This window comes from Rhizobium nepotum 39/7 (assembly GCF_000949865.1).
Taxonomy (GTDB): Bacteria; Pseudomonadota; Alphaproteobacteria; order Rhizobiales; family Rhizobiaceae; genus Agrobacterium; species Agrobacterium nepotum.
In genome coordinates this window covers 1-16,833 of sequence record NZ_JWJH01000009.1, presented here as the reverse complement: position 1 = coordinate 16,833, position 16,833 = coordinate 1, and the positions used below count along the sequence as shown (strand labels likewise).

Below are 16,833 nucleotides of genomic sequence, written 5' to 3'. Positions count from 1 at the left end.
ATCGGAGAGAACGCCTATGTCCATCCAGATCCGCAAGACCCTGTTGCAGGTCGAAACGACGTTGATTGAAGGAGGCAAGGCTGCAGCGACACCTTTGAAGCTGTTCACTGCAATTGCGGTCGTGAAAAATCCCTGGGCTGGAAAAGGCTTCGTGGATGATCTCAAACCGGAAATCCATGCCGGGGCGCCGGTGCTGGGCGAGTTGCTGACGAAGATGATCCTTGATGCCGTCGGTTCCGGGGAAGCGGTGGAAGCCTATGGCAAGGCGGCGGTCGTCGGACTGGATGGTGAGATCGAACATGCGTCCGCGCTCATTCACACGCTGCGTTTCGGTAATCACTATCGTCAGGCTGTGGGTGCCAAGTCCTATCTGGCCTTCTGTAATACGCGCGGTCCCGGCAATGCGCCTATCATGATCCCGCTGATGGACAAGAACGATGAAGGCCGCCGTTCGCATTACCTGACCATCCAGACCTCCGTTCCCGATGCCCCAGCTGCCGACGAGATCGTCGTCGCGCTCGGTGCTTCCGTTGGCGGCAGGCCTCATCACCGCATCGGCGACCGGTATCAGGATCTGAAGGATCTCGGTCAGGATGTCGCCAACCCGGCCGGCGTTTGAGGGTGATAGAAATGCAGGAGGCCGCCACCACGTCACGGGTCCATGCTGCAAAGGCAGGTGCTGCCGCGCTCCCTCGCAAGGTGACCGAGGGCCGGACGGCCTATTTCGAGGCAGGCGCGGGTGAAGACCTGATCCTCATCCACGGCGTGGGAATGCGGCTGGAAGCCTGGAAGCCGCAGATCGAAATCTTTTCCAGGACGCACCGTGTCATCGCGGTAGATATGCCGGGGCATGGCGGCAGTGCACGTCTGCCGGCGGGCAGCACGCTCAAGGATTTTGTCGGCTGGTTCGGCCGGTTTCTTGACGATATGCGGATCGCGCGTGCCAATGTGGCCGGGCATTCCATGGGTGCGCTGATTTCCGGCGGTGCTGCGGCAACCTTTGGAGATCGAATTGCGCGCGTCGGTTATCTGAACGGCGTTTATCGCCGTGATCCGGCCGCGAAGGCTGCGGTTCTTGCACGCGCGGCTGCCATCCGGACCGCCGGCGTGGACAAGGAAGGCCCTTTGCTACGCTGGTTCGGCGACGATCCAAAGAGCCAGCAGGCGCGGGAGTTGACGCGGGACTGGCTGGAAATGGTCGATCCCGAAGGTTACGCGGTTGCCTATACCGCATTTGCGGGCGGGGACGAAACCTATGCGGATCGGTGGCCCTCGGTCACCTGTCCAGCTCTTTTCCTGACTGGTTCGGACGACCCCAACTCGACGCCTTTGATGGCCGAGCAGATGGCGGCGATCACACCGCGCGGTTACGCCCGCATCGTTGAGGCGCACCGGCATATGGTCAATCTGACCGCGCCTGAAACCGTCAATGCAATGATGGCCGAATGGCTGGCTTTAGAGGAGGAGCCGCAATGACTGTTGCAACCCTTGATCCGCGCGCCTTGCGCGATGCATTCGGCGCTTTCGTGACGGGAGTAACGATCGTGACCACACGGGACGACACGGGAAAGCCTATCGGTTTTACCGCCAACTCCTTCACCTCTGTTTCGCTCGATCCGCCGTTGCTGCTGATCTGCCTTGCCCGCACCTCGCGCAATTTCGCGACGATGACCGGTACCAAAAACTTTGCTGTCAATATTCTGTCGGAAAGCCAGAAAGACCTTTCCAACACCTTCGCCCGGCCGGTCGAAGACCGTTTCGCCACCGCCAGCTGGTCGGATGCGCCACAGGGCTCGCCGGTCTTTGCCGATGTCGCGGCCTGGTTTGAATGCACGATGCAGGAGGTTATCGAGGCGGGTGATCATGTCATTCTGCTTGGCCGTATCGAGGCTTTCGACAATAGCGGCCTGAACGGTCTCGGTTATGCACGTGGCGGTTATTTCACGCCGATGCTGGCTGGAAAGGCGGTGTCGGCAGCGGCAGAGGGCGATATCGTCGTGGGCGCCGTTCTGGAACGGCGTGGTGAGATTTACCTCGTTGGCGACGACGTGCTGTCGCTTCCCGGCTGTGTCATGGCAAGCGGCGATCCGGTCGCGGCGCTGACATCGCGTCTCGAAGAACTGACCGGTCTCTCCGTCAAAACCGGCTTTCTCTACTCGGTTTATGAGAACAAGACGGATGGGCGCCAGTACGTCGTCTATCACGCGCTTGCCGATGGCGATGAAGCGCCGCGCGAGGGCCGTTTTCTGTTGCCCGGCGCGCTGGCTTCGGCAAAATTCGATTCCGGCGCGACGGCGGATATCGTCAATCGTTTCGCGCTGGAAAGCTCCATCGGCAATTTCGGCGTCTATGTCGGCAACGAGACCGCCGGCAAGGTTCATCCCATCTCCATGAAGGGGCCAAACCCATGAAATTTTCCCTCTTCGTTCACATGGAGCGGCTGGACGCCTCGCAGGACCACAAGACGCTCTACGAGGAGTTCGTGACGCTCTGCGAAATCGCTGATCGCGGTGGCATGCATGCCATCTGGACCGGCGAACATCACGGCATGGATTTCACCATTGCGCCCAACCCCTTCGTGACGATCGCCGATCTCGCGCGCCGCACGAAGACGGCACGTCTGGGTACGGGAACGGTGATCGCGCCGTTCTGGCACCCGATCAAGCTTGCCGGTGAAGCGGCGATGACGGATCTGATCTGTGATGGCCGCCTCGATATCGGCATCGCGCGCGGCGCCTATTCGTTCGAATATGAGCGGCTGCTTCCCGGCCTTGATGCCTGGGGCGCCGGCCAGCGGATGCGTGAACTCATTCCCGCCGTCAAAGGCGTGTGGGCGGGCGACTACGCCCATGACGGGGAATTTTTCAAGTTTCCGGCCACCACCTCGGCTCCCAAACCGCTGCAGCAGCCTTTCCCGCCCATCTGGGTGGCGGCGCGCGATCCGAATTCGCACGAATTCGCTGTCGCCAATGATTGCAACGTTCAGGTGACACCGTTGTGGCAAGGCGATGACGAGGTGGAAACCCTGATGGGCCGCTTCAACGATGCCTGCGCGAAAAATCCGGATAAACAGCGGCCGAAAATCATGCTGCTGCGCCACACCTATGTCGGCTCCGATGAAGCCGATATTGCCCACGCAGCTCATGAGATGAGCGTCTATTACAACTACTTCTTCGCATGGTTCAAAAACGAAAAGCCTGTTCATCAGGGGCTGATCGAGCGCATTCCGCCGGAGGATATTGCAGCAAACGCCACGCTTTCCGGTGATGTCATGCGCAAGAATAACGTTGTCGGCGATGCCGATGGAGTCATTGCCCGGCTTAAGGCCTACGAGGCCATGGGCTATGACGAATATTCCTTCTGGATCGATACCGGCATGAGCTTCGAGCGAAAGAAGGCCTCGCTGGAACGCTTCCTTTCCGATGTCATGCCGGCTTTCAAGGAGTAAGATGATGCGCCGTTTCCAATGTTATATCGACGGGCGCTTCGAGGATGGCGAGGCGAGATTTTCGAGCCTCGACCCGGCAACCGGTGAAGCTTGGGCAGAAATGCCGGAAAGCCGCGAAGCGGATATCGGTCGCGCCGTCGAGGCCGCACACCGGGCGCTTTATGACGATGCCGCCTGGTCGAAACTGACGGCGACGCAGCGCGGCAAGCTGCTCTATCGGCTTGCCGATCTGGTTGCCGAAAATGCAAAGACGCTTGCCGAACTCGAAACCCGCGACACCGGCAAGATCATCCGCGAGACCTCGGCCCAGGTTACCTATGTCGCGGACTATTACCGTTACTATGCGGGCCTGGCTGACAAGATCGAAGGCGCTTACCTGCCGATCGACAAACCGGACATGGATGTCTGGCTGCGGCGCGAACCTGTGGGTGTGGTGGCCGCGATCGTCCCGTGGAACAGCCAGCTTTTTCTGGCAGCAGTTAAAATCGGCCCGGCGCTTGCTGCCGGTTGCACCATCGTCATCAAGGCCTCGGAAGACGGACCGGCGCCGCTTTTGGAGTTCGCCCGGCTGGTGCAGGAGGCAGGTTTTCCTGCTGGCGTCGTCAATATCGTCACTGGTTTCGGCGCGTCCTGCGGCACGGCACTCACCACACACCCGAAGGTGGCCCATATCGCCTTTACCGGCGGACCTGAGACGGCGCGTCACATCGTCCGCAACTCGGCTGAAAACCTTGCCTCCACGTCGCTCGAGCTCGGTGGCAAATCACCGATCCTCGTCTTTGCTGACGCCGATCTCGAAAGCGCCGCCAATGCGCAGGTTGCGGGAATTTTCGCCGCGACCGGTCAAAGCTGTGTTGCCGGATCACGGCTGATTGTCGAGAGAAGCGTGAAGGATCGTTTCCTCGGGATTTTGAAGGCGAAAGCCGAGGCGATCCGCATCGGCTCGCCGCTGGATATGGCAACGGAAGTGGGGCCGCTCGCGACCGAGCGGCAGCGCAAACACATCGTCTCTCTGGTCTCTGCTTCCGAAGAAGCCGGTGCGAAGGTGGTGACGGGTGGCGTGGCGGTGGATGGTCCTGGTTATTTCTACCAGCCGACCATTCTCGATTGTGACGGCATTCGCTCGCCCTCCATGGAAAAGGAATTCTTCGGCCCGGTCCTTTCGGTCGTTTCCTTCGAAACCGAGGCGGAAGCGATCACACTGGCCAATGACACGGTCTATGGCCTTGCCTCGGGCGTCTTCACGCAGAACCTGACGCGCGCCCATCGGCTGATGAAGGCGATCCGCGCTGGCGTGGTTTGGGTGAACACCTATCGCGCCGTCTCGCCGATTGCGCCCTTCGGCGGCTTTGGCCTGTCGGGCGATGGCCGCGAAGGCGGGCTTGCGGCAGCGCTCGATTATACGCGCACCAAGACCATATGGCTGCGCACCTCCGACGACCCGATCCCCGATCCTTTCGTGATGCGGTGAACCGATGTTTTACGAAATCCGCACCTACCGACTGAAGAACGGGGCTATTCCCGCCTACCTTGGGGTGGTCGAGGAGGAAGGCATCGAAATCCAGAAAAGCCATCTCGGCGAGCTGGTGGGTTACTTCTTTTCTGAGATCGGCCCGATCAACGAAATCGTCCATATCTGGGCCTTTTCCAGTCTGGATGACCGCGAGGAGCGGCGCGCCAAGCTGATGGCCGATCCGCGCTGGTTATCCTTCCTGCCGAAAATCCGCGACCTCATCGAAGTCGCCGAAAACAAGATCATGAAGCCGGCGCGTTTTTCACCGCTGAAGTGAATGTACCGGCGCGAAGTGCATGCCAACAACAAGCTCTAAAACGGAGTAAGGGAACATGAGATCGAAACTGGTATTGATGACATGCGCTGCAATTTTTGCCCTAGGCGCATCCGCGCAGGCGAATGATCTGGTTTTTTCCAGCTGGGGAGGAACCACGCAGGACGCGCAGAAGGCGGCCTGGGCCGAAAAATTCATGGTGGCGACCGGCATCAACGTGCTTCAGGACGGCCCGACGGACTATGGCAAGCTCAAAGCCATGGTCGAAGCGAACGGCGTGACATGGGATGTGGTCGACGTCGAGGGTGACTACGCCGCGCAGGCCGGACCGAAGGGCCTGCTGGAGAAGCTTGATTTCGCCGTCATAGACAAAACGAAGCTCGACCCCCGTTTCGTCACGGACTATTCCGTCGGCAGCTTTTATTATTCCTTTGTCATCGGCTGCAATGTCGATGCCGTGGCCGCTTGCCCGAAGAGCTGGGCCGACCTTTTCGATACGGCAAAGTTTCCCGGCAAGCGCACCTTCTACAAATGGTCCGCACCGGGTGTGATCGAAGCAGCCCTGCTGGCCGATGGTGTTGCCGCCGACAAGCTGTACCCCCTCGATCTCGACCGCGCCTTCAAGAAGCTGGACACGATCAAATCCGATATCATCTGGTGGTCTGGCGGCGCGCAATCGCAGCAGTTGATCGCTTCTGCGGAAGCACCCTTCGGCAGCGTGTGGAACGGCCGCATGACGGCGCTTGAGAAAAGCGGCGTGAAGGTGGAGACCTCCTGGGAGCAGAACATCACGGCAGCGGATTCCCTCGTCGTTCCCAAGGGAACGAAGAACAGGGACGCGGCGATGAAGTTCATCGCTCTTGCGACCTCCGCTCAGGCGCAGGCGGATATGGCGTCTGCCACCGGTTATGCCCCGGTCAACGTCGAATCCGCAAAGTTGATGGATCCGGAAACGTCCAAGGCCCTGCCTGACCAGCAGACGGCAAGCCAGGTCAATGCAGACATGAGCTACTGGGCGCAACATCGCGACGAGATCGGTGAGCGCTGGTACGCCTGGCAGGCCAGGTAAGGCAACCGCGCGGGCAGCCAAAAGCGCCCGCGCAATTTTTCACCTCCGGGGAGGTTTGGGCATGGTCTCGCTTACCGATGAAACAGAAAGCCCGAAGAGGAAGGTGCGGATGCCCTTCCGGCCCGGCAATTTTGCCGCCACCCTGCCGGCATTCGTTCTGCTTGCCCTGTTCTTCGTCGTGCCGGTTATCATCCTGCTGTCGCGCAGCGTTACCGAGCCGGTGCCGGGCTTCGGAAATTACGCCGCATTGCTGGGCAGCTCCACCTACCTGAAGATTTTCTTCAATACCTTCGCGGTGTCGGCGCTGGTCACGCTCGTAACGCTGGTCATCGGTTTTCCTGTCGCGTGGGCGCTTGCCATCATGCCGTCGCGGCTTGCCTCCATCGTCTTTGCAATATTGCTCCTGTCCATGTGGACCAACCTTCTGGCACGCACCTATGCGTGGATGGTGCTGTTGCAGCGGACGGGTGTCGTCAACAAGACGCTGATGGGCCTTGGCATCATCGACAAGCCGCTTGCACTGGTCAACAACCTGACCGGCGTCACGATCGGCATGACCTATATCATGCTGCCATTCATCATCATTCCGCTCTATGGCGTCATCCGCAAGATCGATCCCGCCGTTCTCCAGGCGGCGGCGCTGTGCGGGGCAACCCGCTTTCAGGCGCTGACCCGTGTTCTCATTCCGCTTGCCGCTCCGGGTATGATCTCCGGCGCGCTGATGGTGTTCGTCATGTCGCTTGGCTATTTCGTCACGCCGGCACTGCTCGGCGGCACGGCGAACATGATGCTGGCCGAGCTTATCGCGCAATTCGTGCAGTCGCTCGTCAACTGGGGCATGGGCGGGGCAGCGGCACTGGTGCTTCTGGTGGTGACGCTGACGCTTTACGCAGTCCAGCTGAAATTCTTCGGCGCGGCCGGGGCAGGGGGGCGCTGATATGCTTTTGAACTACAACAGTCTTGGCGCATGGAAGTGGTTGCTCCTTTTCATCACCGTGCTGACGGCGGCATTCCTAATCCTGCCGATTGTCTTCATCGCTGCTTTGTCCTTCGGCTCGTCGCAATGGCTGATCTTTCCGCCACCCGGCTGGACGCTGAAATGGTATGCGGATTTCTTCGCTGATCCGAGGTGGCTGGATGCCGCCTGGACAAGCCTGCGCATCGCCGTGATGGTGACAGTTCTGTCGGTGCTGATCGGCCTCGTGGCGTCATTTGGTCTGGTGCGTGGGCGTTTCATCGGGCGCGAGGGCCTGCGGGCGTTGTTCATGACGCCGATGATCCTGCCCGTCGTGGTGCTTGCGGTGGCGCTTTATGCTTTTTTCCTGAAGCTCGGCCTTGCGGGCACCACCACCGGCTTCGTCATCGCCCATCTTGTCGTGGCACTGCCGTTCTCCATTCTGGCGTTGACCAGCGCGCTTGAGGGTTTCGACAAATCCATTGAAGATGCGGCAGTGCTATGCGGCGCGAGCCCGCTGCAGGCCAAAATCCGCATCACGTTGCCGGCCATCAGCCACGGCCTGTTCTCAGCCGCGATTTTTTCTTTCCTCACCTCCTGGGATGAGGTGGTGCTGGCGATCTTCATGGCAAGCCCGACGTTGCAGACGCTGCCGGTGAAAATCTGGGCGACGTTGCGGCAGGATCTGACGCCGGTGATCGCCGCCGCATCGACGCTTCTCATCGCGGTGACCATCATTCTCATGCTGCTTGTCGCGGCTGTGCGAAAAGGACTGAAAACATGACCAAACCGCTCCTGCAAATTCGCGGTATCCGCAAGCAATACGGACCGGTGGTCGCCGTTCAGGACGTCAATATCGAGGTGCAGCCGGGCGAGTTCATGACATTTCTCGGGCCATCCGGGTCTGGCAAGAGCACGACGCTCTACATTCTGGCCGGTTTCGAACAGCCGACGGCGGGCGACATCCTGCTGAACGGCGAAAGCCTGCTCTCCACGCCGTCGCACCAGCGCAATATCGGCATGGTTTTTCAGCGTTACACCCTGTTTCCGCATCTGTCTGTTGGCGAGAATATCGCCTTTCCGCTGAAAGTGCGCCGCAGAAGCAAGGCGGAAATCGATGCGAAGGTGAAGGAGATGCTGAGGCTCGTTCGTCTCGAAGGTTTCGAGGACAGAAAGCCAACGCAGATGTCGGGCGGTCAGCAGCAGCGCGTGGCGCTTGCGAGGGCGCTCGCCTATGATCCGCCGGTTCTTCTGATGGACGAGCCGCTCTCGGCGCTCGACAAGAAACTCAGGGAAGAAATCCAGTTCGAAATCCGTCGCATCCACCAGCAGACGGAAGTGACGATCCTCTACGTCACCCACGATCAGGAAGAGGCCTTGCGTCTCTCCGACCGGATCGCGGTGTTTTCAAAAGGCGTGATTGACCAGATCGGTACGGGACCAGAGCTTTACGCTCACCCTACCACCCGCTTCGTGGCCGAATTCATTGGTGACAGCGACTTCATCGCGTGCGATCTCCTCGCCTCCTCGGGTGGCAAGGCGACGGTTTCGCTCGGGCAGAATATCGTCTTCGACCATATTCCAGTTCATGGTGAAGCTGCACCGGGAAAAAAGGCGGCGCTGATGCTGCGTCCGGAGCGTTTGCAGCTTAGCCGCAACAAGCCCGGCTCCTCTGTCGGTTTTCAGGCCACCGTCAGCGACATCACCTTCCTCGGCAACAACGTCCATGTCGTGGCCCATACAGGTTCGGGAGAGCCCTTTGCCGTGCGTCTGCCATTTGGCCATGACGCGATTTCGGGCCTCAGCCGTGGTGATCTCGTGCATCTGGCCTTCGATCCCGCGTCAGCGCAGGTTTTCTGTTGAGGGGTGGAATATGCATCTGAATGATCCCACGCTCTTTGGTGAGAAAGTGCCAGTGGCCGGCCGTTGGGTCGATTGCGATGGCCGCGAAATGGCGACGATCCGCAATCCGGCTACGGGGGAGATCGTCGGACGGGTTCCCGAACTTGGTGCCGCGGAAGCACAGGAAGCTATTGCCGCAGCCGTGATTGCGCAGAAGGCCTGGGCAAACCGCGTCGCCGTTGAGCGCGCGAACATCCTGAAATACTGGTTCCGGCTTGTCATGGAAAACCGTGACGATCTCGGCATGATCCTGACGCTGGAGCAGGGAAAACCGCTTGCCGAGGCCAAAGGCGAGATCGCTTATGGAGCAAGCTTCATCGAATGGTTTGCCGAAGAGGCGCGCCGCATCAATGGCGAGACGTTACCGGGCCACCAGGCAGACAAACGTATACTCGTTCTTCGCCAGCCGGTCGGTGTCGTCGCGGCCATCACGCCTTGGAACTTCCCCAATGCCATGATCACCCGCAAGGTCGCCCCGGCACTGGCCGCCGGCTGCGCGGTGGTGTTGAAACCCGCGCCGCAAACGCCGTTTTCGGCGATCGCGCTTGCCATCCTTGCCGAGCGCGCCGGCCTGCCGCTTGAGCTTTTCAGCATCCTCACTGGCCCCGCCGTGGAAATCGGCGGCGCGCTGACGGCAAGTCCTGATATTCGCCTTCTGACTTTCACCGGCTCGACGCGCACGGGAGAACATCTTTACCGGCAATGCGCGCCAACTATCAAGAAACTGGGGCTGGAACTCGGCGGCAACGCGCCGTTTATCGTCTTTGACGATGCCGATCTCGATGCGGCCGTGGAAGGCGCGCTCCTCGCCAAGTTCCGCAATAATGGCCAGACCTGCGTCTGCGCCAACCGTCTTTATGTGCAGAGCGGCGTCTATGATACCTTTTCTGAAAAATTCACGCTTGCCGTCTCACAATTGAAGGTTGGCAACGGGCTTGAGGAGGAAAGTGTTCTCGGGCCCCTCATCGACGGAAACGCCGTTGCGAAAATAGAGGCGCACATTGCCGATGCGCTTTCTAAAGGCGCCGAAATCGCTGCGGGCGGCAAGAGACATACACTCGGTGGGAATTTCTTCGAGCCGACGATCCTGCGCAACGTCGATGCCACCATGCAGGTGGCGCGTGAGGAGACCTTTGGGCCGCTCGCTCCGCTTTTCCGCTTTGAGAATGAGGCGGATGTGATCGCGCAGGCCAACAATACCGATTTTGGTCTGGCATCCTATTTTTATGCGGGTAATCTCTCTCGTGTATTCCGGGTTGCCGAAGCGCTTGAGTACGGCATGGTTGGCGTCAATACGGGGGCGATTTCCACTGCTGAAGCGCCGTTCGGCGGCGTCAAGATGTCGGGTCTTGGCCGGGAGGGGTCACGTCACGGTATCGAGGAATATACCGAACTCAAATATGTCTGCATTGGCGGGGTCGGTTGAGAGCGGGTCTGGAGATGCCCGTTACGCCAGCAGCCCACGAGCACGTGGCGATGAACCTTGAGAACGCCTGCAGCGATCTAGCAGGTTTCGTGTGGCTGCCCATGGCAAGGTGTCCTTCATCTGCGCTCGGCAGTTCCGGCGGCAACGCGCTGTCATACCGATCATAGAGGCAAATCCTCGGCCCGCCTGCATGCGGATATCGGCCTGGCCGCCGCGTCTCATCGCCTGTGCGCCAAAGCGGAAATCAACTAGCCGGTGACAGATGTCCGTTCCAGTCGGCAAGGGCGAAAGGTCGTCAATGCAGGACGATCGACTACCACTCAGCCTGACCGCCATCAAGATGCGTCTGACAGGCGGAACGCTAGGTTGCCATTCGAGCGCGCAGGCGAGGGCCGATCCAGTCAAGGAAGCGCCGGACCTTCAGTGGCAGCGGATCTGCTGGTCCGTGAAGAACATTTACTGGCAGCGGTTCCGGTGCGAACTCCGCCAACAATTCCTGCAGAGCGCCAGAGTGCAAATGTTCGTCGATCTGGTAAGAAAGCACGCGAATAATGCCGATGCCAGCTAATGCGGCCTGTATGGCAGCCTCTGTGGTGTTGACCGCGAGTTTGAGGCGCGGCTCGACAGCGAAGGCCACGCCGTCCCGGCGATATCGCGATTCCGGGGCGGTCGCGAACCCCTGGAAGCTTATGCCATCATGCGGGCCGAGATCTTCCGGCTGACGTGGCACTCCTCGGCGGGCGAGATAGTCGGGGCTTGCGCAGATCACCCGGCGTACGGCGCCAACCTTTGTTGCGATAATCGCGCTGTCCGGGAGGTGCCCGATCCGTAGGGCAACATCGACGTGCTCATCCGCCAGACTTAGCTGCTGATCAGTCAGGGTCAGCCGCAGGTTGATATCGGGTTGCTCCCTGAGGAATTCGAGCGCAATAGGCAGGAGATGGCGCTCGCCGAAGGCAATCGGCGCGGTAACGTGCAGCCCGCCACGCAGCGCTCCATAGTCGCCGCTGGCCTGCCGTTCGGCCGCGTCCAGCTCATCGAGGATTCGACGTGACGCGGCAACGAAGGCGCGCCCCTCCTCGGTCAAGGCCAGACCGCGACGGGTGCGCACGACCAGGCGAACGCCAAGATGCTTTTCCAGATCCGCCACTTTGCGGCTGACCGTGGCTAGCGGCGCACTCAACCGCCGTGCCCCGGCAGATAGGCTGCCAGCGTCGACTACCGCCAATAGCACCGTCATCGCGTCAAAACGATCCATCGAAGCCTTCCATAAAATGAGAGGAATGTTTCCACAATGCCAAGATACCCTGTTGTTTGTGGATGTCATAGCCTTCGCGTCGTCAAGGGGCTTGCCAAAGCCCCATCGTGCTAATGATCCAGAGGAAGATGTCATGCCTCAAATTTCACGTCGCGCCTTTGCCAGCGCTTTGCCTCTCGGCCTCGTCGGGGGAAGCCTCCTCGGTGGAGGCCTGCTCGGCGGCTCTCTCGCCCGTGCGGCGACGCAGAACGCTGACAGGACGCCTGTTGTAGTGAACCCGTTGGCACAGATCCGCATTGGCCGGTTCACCGTTACGGCGCTGACGGATGGGTATGCAGACATGCCGTATGACTACTTTCCGGGACGCTCGGCACCCGAGGTTGAGAGGGCTGCAAGCGCACAGTTGACCGCGCGGCCGAGCGGGGTTCGGTTCCTCTTTAACCAGTATCTCGTCGACGATGGCGAGCGCCGCATCCTGATCGATGCCGGTGCGGCAGGTTCGATCGGGCAGACCGGGCACTTACCACAGGCACTCGCCCTGCTCGGTCTGCAGCCCGACAAGATCGACGCGGTCATTGTAACGCATATGCACCAGGACCACATGGGCGGACTTGTTCTGGGAGGCAAGAACAACTATCCCGAGGCCGATCTCTATATCGATCGTCGCGACGTCACCCACTGGACCGATCCAGCCAAGCGCAACGGCGCCCCTGAATATCTGCAGACCAGCTTCAGAATGGCCGAGGAAGTCGTGCGGTTATACCCGAGGCTCCAGGCGATCGATGGAGAGCGCGAGATCATGCGGGGCGTTTCAATCGTCGACCTGACCGGCCATACGCCCGGCCATATCGGCGTGCGGATCGAGGATGGCGGGAAGAGCCTGATCATGGTTTCGGATATGATTTTTCCGGTCGTGCATCCTGCTGCGACCAATGTGTTCTTCCTGTTTGAGCAGGATCGTGCCGCTGCGAAAGCCATGCGCGATCGCTTCTTTCCGCTTGCCGCGTCGGAGGGCGCGCTCATCGCTGCCACGCATATGCCTTTTCCCGGCCTTGGCCGTATCGTTGCCGATCGTGGGGAGATGCGTTGGCAGGTCGCGGATTGGGCCATGCAGGACTGATGTCCACGCTCAGCGATCTGAAGGATAAATTTGCCAAGCACTAAATCGGGCTGGACAAAGATAGATCCGGCTCGCACCGTAAGACAACGATGCGAGCTTGCCCGAACAAGGGGATTATTGATGCCATATCATTTCCTTGAGGTTGCCGTGACGCCGAGCGTCAGAGCCGCTCAGGCGAACATGGGGGTGGAGCAGCTATGGCTGGGGGCTGACAACCGCCCTTCAGATATCCTCACCGAAGGCGAGATCGCCTTCATCGCCTCACGCGACAGCTTCTATATCGCATCGGTTTCCGAAACGGGTTGGCCATACGTTCAACACCGTGGAGGAAAAACGGGCTTCCTTAAGGTCGTTGATCACCGAACACTGGCCTTTGCCGACTACCGGGGCAATCGCCAGTACATCAGCGCCGGCAATTTTGCCGCTAACGATCGGGCCTGCCTTTTCTTGATGGATTATGTGCGACGGGCACGGCTCAAAATTTACGCTTATGTGGAGCGACTGGCGCTTGATGCGGACCAGGAACTCACGGAACTGGTGTCCGACCCGACCTACAAAGGAAGGGCGGAACGGATCTTCAGGCTTCGGCTTGAGGCGTTCGATTGGAATTGCCCACAGCACATCATCCCGCGCTACACCGAACAGCAGGTTGAACAGGCTGTCGCTCCTCTTCGTGAACAATTGCAAAGATTGGAAACCGAAAACGCGACATTGCGCGCACGGTTGGAGAACCCTGAAAGATGACCGAAGCTCAACGATCACCCCTTCCGCCTTTTACGTTCGGAAGCGCAGTCGCCTTCACCGCCGATTCTTCTGAACCGTCACCTTAACCGAGATCGGCAGACCGTTGTTACTCCACAATCTTCTAGTGGTCGCAAGGGCTTCGAGATATAGCTTCACTTCCTTCCGCAAACGGCGTTCCATTCTTTCCCAACGTCTTCTCCCCTTTACTCCTGATCACGCCGTTTGCAGTGGAATCGAAAAATGACAATCGAAAGTAGCCATTGAACTCTCCTGGAGTTGCGAAACGAAGTCGCGGCACGTTTAAGTTATCGTAAGCCATTTGTGAAAAGTTCCGTTAAAAACCGTGGTGCCTGAATCGGCTGAGAACAGTCGGTTCCGACAACGGAAAAGTATCTGGAGCTAGACTTGAGCAACACAACGACCATTCTGGACTCTCACAAAGACATATTGCCCGGCACTTTTGTCCGCATTCGTTCCAAAAACTGGGTGGTCGAGCAGAGCGGAAAGATTGGGTCGATACGTTTTGTGGACCTCATATCCGTTGAAGACGATGCACAAGGCGAAGCGCTTCGGGTCACACTGTCGTCCGAGGTTGATCAACAGGTAATCGATCCCAACGACTGGTCCGCGCTGTTCCAAACCAAGTTTGAGAGTCCTGAGCGCCTCGGCGCGTTTCTCCGAGCAACGGAGTGGAGAACCTCATCTGCGGCGGATCGCAAGCTCTTTCAGGCACCTTTCCGTGCCGGCATACGCCTGGACGCATATCAATTGCTCCCGTTAGCTGTGTTTAAGCATGGAATGTTGACCCCACTGGCGGGGTGATACTTATCCAATTTTGACCCCTCGCTGATTTCATCAGACCATCCGGCTTTTGAGCGGATGGAGTGGGGAGTTGAAGAGAGTGGATACGATTGCGCGTGTCCGGCGAGCCTTCCATGTTCAGGGTTGGTCGGTAAAGAAGATCGCCAGAGAGCTGAATGTTTCGCGGAACACGGTCCGCAAAATTGTGCGCTCCGATGTCACCGAGTTTACCTACAAGCGCGAGCATCAGCCGTTGCCCCGGATCGGAGCCTGGAGAGGCGATGTCGAGCGGTTCCTGATTGCGAACGAAGGCAAGGCGTCTCGCGAACGGCTGACGCTGATCCGGATTTACGAGGAGGTCCGGGCGCTTGGCTATGATGGTAGCTACGATACTGTCCGTCGTTACGCCAGGTCCTGGGCCAAGGCACGTGGAACGGTCACATCCGAGGCTTACGTTCCGCTCTACTATGCACCCGGCGAGGCTTATCAGTTCGACTGGAGCCACGAGATCGTCCTGATCAACGGGGTGACGACGACCGTGAAGGTCGCTCATGTCCGCCTCTGCCACAGCCGTATGATGTTTGCGAGAGCCTATATGCGTGAGAGCCAGGAGATGGTTTTTGACGCGCATGACAAGGCTTTCGCCTTCTTCCGCGGCACCTGCACACGCGGCATCTACGACAACATGAAGACGGCGGTCGAGGCCGTGTTTGTCGGCAAGGAGCGGCTCTACAATCGCCGTTTCCTGCAGATGTGCAGCCATTATCTCGTCCAGCCGGTTGCTTGCACGCCAGCATCAGGCTGGGAGAAGGGGCAGGTCGAGAACCAGGTCGGGCTGGTGCGCGAGCGCTTCTTTACGCCACGCCTCAGGGTCAAGAGTCTGGAGGAACTGAATGCCTGGCTGGTCGATAAATGCGTTGCCTATGCCAAGGCCCATAGCCATCCCGAACAGACGGGACGGACCATCTGGCAGATGTTCGAAGCCGAACGCAGAAGCCTCGTGCGCTACGTCGGCCCATTCGATGGTTTCCACAGCGTTCCGGCCTCGGTGTCGAAGACATGCACCGTCCGTTTCGATAACAACAAATACTCGGTTCTATCGACTGCCGTTGGCCGCCCCGTCGAGGTTCATGCCTATGCCGACCGGATCGTCATAAAGCAGGATGGGATCAGTGTCGGTGAGCACGAGCGTTGCTTTGGACGGGGCGAGACCACCTATAATCCCTGGCATTATGTCCCTGTTCTGGCTCGCAAACCCGGTGCTTTGCGTAACGGCGCGCCATTTAGAGACTGGGCTCTGCCAGCCGCGATGGAGAAGGTCCGCAAGCGGCTAAAGAACGCCGATGATGGTGATCGGCAAATGGTCACCATCCTTGCATGCGTGCCCGTTGACGGGCTGACGGCTGTCGAGACGGCCTGTCAGGAGGCTCTCGATCACGGCGTCTGCTCCGCGTCGGTGATCATCAACATTCTGGCGCGAAGCCGCGATCCGGCTCCAGCCGCAACCCTGCAAATCCCGGATGCGCTGCGGCTGACCCATGAGCCGGTCGCCGACTGCGCCCGTTACGACAGGCTCAGGAGGGCAAGTTGATGGAACGCACGCAGGTTCTCGAACTGATGAGCACGCTGAAGCTCTATGGAATGCGCAGCGCCTACGACGAGGTCATGGGCAACGGTATCAAGCGTCAGCACGAACCGCCCCAGATCGTTGGGGACCTCCTGCAGTCGGAGATCGCCGAGAAGCAGGCCCGGTCCATTCGCTACCAGCTCACCATCGCCAAGTTGCCGCTGGCCAAGGACATCGATGACTTCGATTTTGCCGATACGCCCATCAATGAATCTCTGGTTCGGGATTTGGCCACCGGCACCTTCGTCGCCGATCAGCGCAATATCGTCCTCGTCGGCGGCACAGGAACGGGCAAAAGCCATCTGGCCATTGCAATTGCGCGTGCGCTTATCCGCAACGGAACGCGCGGACGCTTCTTTAACGTCGTCGATCTGGTCAACCGACTGGAAACGGAAAGCCGGAACGGCAAGCAGGGCCGGATGGCCGATTACCTCACGCGCCTCGACTTCATCATTCTTGATGAACTCGGCTATCTGCCGTTCGCTCAGGCCGGGGGCCAGCTCCTCTTCCATCTGATCAGCAAGCTCTACGAACGCACATCGATCATCGTCACGACGAACCTTGCCTTCGGCGAATGGCCGTCGGTGTTTGGTGACGCCAAGATGACGACGGCACTCCTCGACCGCCTGACACATCACTGCGAGATCGTCGAAACCGGAAATGCATCCTGGCGCTTCAAGAACCGCTCTCAAAGCT

General features: G+C 59.4%; 16 protein-coding genes and 1 pseudogene. 16 read left to right on the top strand and 1 reads right to left on the bottom strand.

Annotated features, from left to right (window positions below):
* The first annotated feature begins 16 nt into the window (after window positions 1-16).
* The 11 genes from RS75_RS10920 (at window position 17) to RS75_RS10870 (ending at window position 10,587) form a co-directional block, all read left to right on the top strand.
* Complete coding sequence (locus RS75_RS10920) at window positions 17-619, top strand: amino acid synthesis family protein (protein WP_045020276.1); 603 nt, start codon at window positions 17-19, stop codon at window positions 617-619.
* An 11-nt stretch (window positions 620-630) separates the two neighbouring features.
* A complete protein-coding gene (locus tag RS75_RS10915) occupies window positions 631-1,476 on the top strand; it encodes an alpha/beta fold hydrolase (protein ID WP_045020273.1) in 846 nt (281 codons plus the stop codon).
* On the top strand, window positions 1,473-2,411 hold the full coding sequence (locus RS75_RS10910) for a flavin reductase family protein (protein ID WP_045020271.1): 939 nt from the start codon (window positions 1,473-1,475) through the stop codon (window positions 2,409-2,411). Before RS75_RS10915 ends, RS75_RS10910 begins: the two co-directional genes overlap by 4 nt.
* A complete protein-coding gene (locus RS75_RS10905) occupies window positions 2,408-3,448 on the top strand; it encodes an LLM class flavin-dependent oxidoreductase (protein ID WP_045020268.1) in 1,041 nt (346 codons plus the stop codon). Before RS75_RS10910 ends, RS75_RS10905 begins: the two co-directional genes overlap by 4 nt.
* Before the next feature lie 4 nt (window positions 3,449-3,452).
* Entirely contained in the window at window positions 3,453-4,919 is a 1,467-nt protein-coding gene (locus tag RS75_RS10900; protein WP_045020574.1) for an aldehyde dehydrogenase, read from the top strand.
* Window positions 4,920-4,923: 4 nt separating this feature from the next.
* The gene (locus RS75_RS10895) at window positions 4,924-5,238 is read left to right on the top strand and encodes an NIPSNAP family protein (protein WP_045020265.1); all 315 of its coding nucleotides are present in this window, start codon (window positions 4,924-4,926) and stop codon (window positions 5,236-5,238) included.
* A 55-nt stretch (window positions 5,239-5,293) separates the two neighbouring features.
* The gene (locus RS75_RS10890) at window positions 5,294-6,304 is read left to right on the top strand and encodes an ABC transporter substrate-binding protein (RefSeq protein ID WP_045020263.1); all 1,011 of its coding nucleotides are present in this window, start codon (window positions 5,294-5,296) and stop codon (window positions 6,302-6,304) included.
* Between the two features lie 109 nt (window positions 6,305-6,413).
* Window positions 6,414-7,241 (top strand): ABC transporter permease, encoded by an 828-nt coding sequence (locus RS75_RS10885; RefSeq protein ID WP_407691534.1) that lies wholly within the window; start codon window positions 6,414-6,416, stop codon window positions 7,239-7,241.
* A 1-nt stretch (window position 7,242) separates the two neighbouring features.
* Window positions 7,243-8,043: an ABC transporter permease gene (locus RS75_RS10880; protein WP_013761889.1), complete on the top strand. Its 801-nt coding sequence runs from the start codon at window positions 7,243-7,245 to the stop codon at window positions 8,041-8,043.
* The gene (locus tag RS75_RS10875) at window positions 8,040-9,122 is read left to right on the top strand and encodes an ABC transporter ATP-binding protein (protein ID WP_045020257.1); all 1,083 of its coding nucleotides are present in this window, start codon (window positions 8,040-8,042) and stop codon (window positions 9,120-9,122) included. Before RS75_RS10880 ends, RS75_RS10875 begins: the two co-directional genes overlap by 4 nt.
* 10 nt (window positions 9,123-9,132) lie before the next feature.
* Complete coding sequence (locus RS75_RS10870; RefSeq protein WP_045020255.1) at window positions 9,133-10,587, top strand: NAD-dependent succinate-semialdehyde dehydrogenase; 1,455 nt, start codon at window positions 9,133-9,135, stop codon at window positions 10,585-10,587.
* Between the two features lie 361 nt (window positions 10,588-10,948).
* Here the strand turns inward: RS75_RS10870 and RS75_RS10865 are convergent, their stop codons facing one another.
* Window positions 10,949-11,845: a LysR family transcriptional regulator gene (locus RS75_RS10865; protein WP_234704246.1), complete on the bottom strand. Its 897-nt coding sequence runs from the start codon at window positions 11,843-11,845 to the stop codon at window positions 10,949-10,951.
* A gap of 133 nt (window positions 11,846-11,978) precedes the next feature.
* Between RS75_RS10865 and RS75_RS10860 the strand changes: the two genes are divergently transcribed.
* The 5 genes and pseudogenes from RS75_RS10860 to istB all read left to right on the top strand — a co-directional run.
* A complete protein-coding gene (locus tag RS75_RS10860; RefSeq protein WP_045020253.1) occupies window positions 11,979-12,965 on the top strand; it encodes an MBL fold metallo-hydrolase in 987 nt (328 codons plus the stop codon).
* 120 nt (window positions 12,966-13,085) lie between these two features.
* A complete protein-coding gene (locus tag RS75_RS10855) occupies window positions 13,086-13,709 on the top strand; it encodes a pyridoxamine 5'-phosphate oxidase family protein (RefSeq protein ID WP_045020252.1) in 624 nt (207 codons plus the stop codon).
* Between the two features lie 405 nt (window positions 13,710-14,114).
* Window positions 14,115-14,531, top strand: a complete 417-nt coding sequence (locus RS75_RS10850) for a hypothetical protein (RefSeq protein ID WP_045020250.1) — start codon at window positions 14,115-14,117, stop codon at window positions 14,529-14,531.
* Window positions 14,532-14,601: 70 nt separating this feature from the next.
* Window positions 14,602-16,095: pseudogene (gene istA, locus RS75_RS10845) on the top strand (IS21 family transposase); the annotation flags it as partial.
* Window positions 16,096-16,100: 5 nt separating this feature from the next.
* The coding region (istB, locus tag RS75_RS10840; RefSeq protein WP_045020245.1) for an IS21-like element helper ATPase IstB at window positions 16,101-16,833 on the top strand (733 nt) is incomplete at its 3' end.

Bases quoted from the DNA above. Each gene is read 5' to 3' on its own strand.
- RS75_RS10920 (WP_045020276.1), top strand. From the start codon at position 17: ATGTCCATCCAGATCCGCAAGACCCTGTTGCAGGTCGAAACGACGTTG.
- RS75_RS10915 (WP_045020273.1), top strand. From the start codon at position 631: ATGCAGGAGGCCGCCACCACGTCACGGGTCCATGCTGCAAAGGCAGGT.
- RS75_RS10910 (WP_045020271.1), top strand. From the start codon at position 1,473: ATGACTGTTGCAACCCTTGATCCGCGCGCCTTGCGCGATGCATTCGGC.
- RS75_RS10905 (WP_045020268.1), top strand. From the start codon at position 2,408: ATGAAATTTTCCCTCTTCGTTCACATGGAGCGGCTGGACGCCTCGCAG.
- RS75_RS10900 (WP_045020574.1), top strand. From the start codon at position 3,453: ATGCGCCGTTTCCAATGTTATATCGACGGGCGCTTCGAGGATGGCGAG.
- RS75_RS10895 (WP_045020265.1), top strand. From the start codon at position 4,924: ATGTTTTACGAAATCCGCACCTACCGACTGAAGAACGGGGCTATTCCC.
- RS75_RS10890 (WP_045020263.1), top strand. From the start codon at position 5,294: ATGAGATCGAAACTGGTATTGATGACATGCGCTGCAATTTTTGCCCTA.
- RS75_RS10885 (WP_407691534.1), top strand. From the start codon at position 6,414: ATGCCCTTCCGGCCCGGCAATTTTGCCGCCACCCTGCCGGCATTCGTT.
- RS75_RS10880 (WP_013761889.1), top strand. From the start codon at position 7,243: ATGCTTTTGAACTACAACAGTCTTGGCGCATGGAAGTGGTTGCTCCTT.
- RS75_RS10875 (WP_045020257.1), top strand. From the start codon at position 8,040: ATGACCAAACCGCTCCTGCAAATTCGCGGTATCCGCAAGCAATACGGA.
- RS75_RS10870 (WP_045020255.1), top strand. From the start codon at position 9,133: ATGCATCTGAATGATCCCACGCTCTTTGGTGAGAAAGTGCCAGTGGCC.
- RS75_RS10865 (WP_234704246.1), bottom strand. From the start codon at position 11,845: ATGGATCGTTTTGACGCGATGACGGTGCTATTGGCGGTAGTCGACGCT.
- RS75_RS10860 (WP_045020253.1), top strand. From the start codon at position 11,979: ATGCCTCAAATTTCACGTCGCGCCTTTGCCAGCGCTTTGCCTCTCGGC.
- RS75_RS10855 (WP_045020252.1), top strand. From the start codon at position 13,086: ATGCCATATCATTTCCTTGAGGTTGCCGTGACGCCGAGCGTCAGAGCC.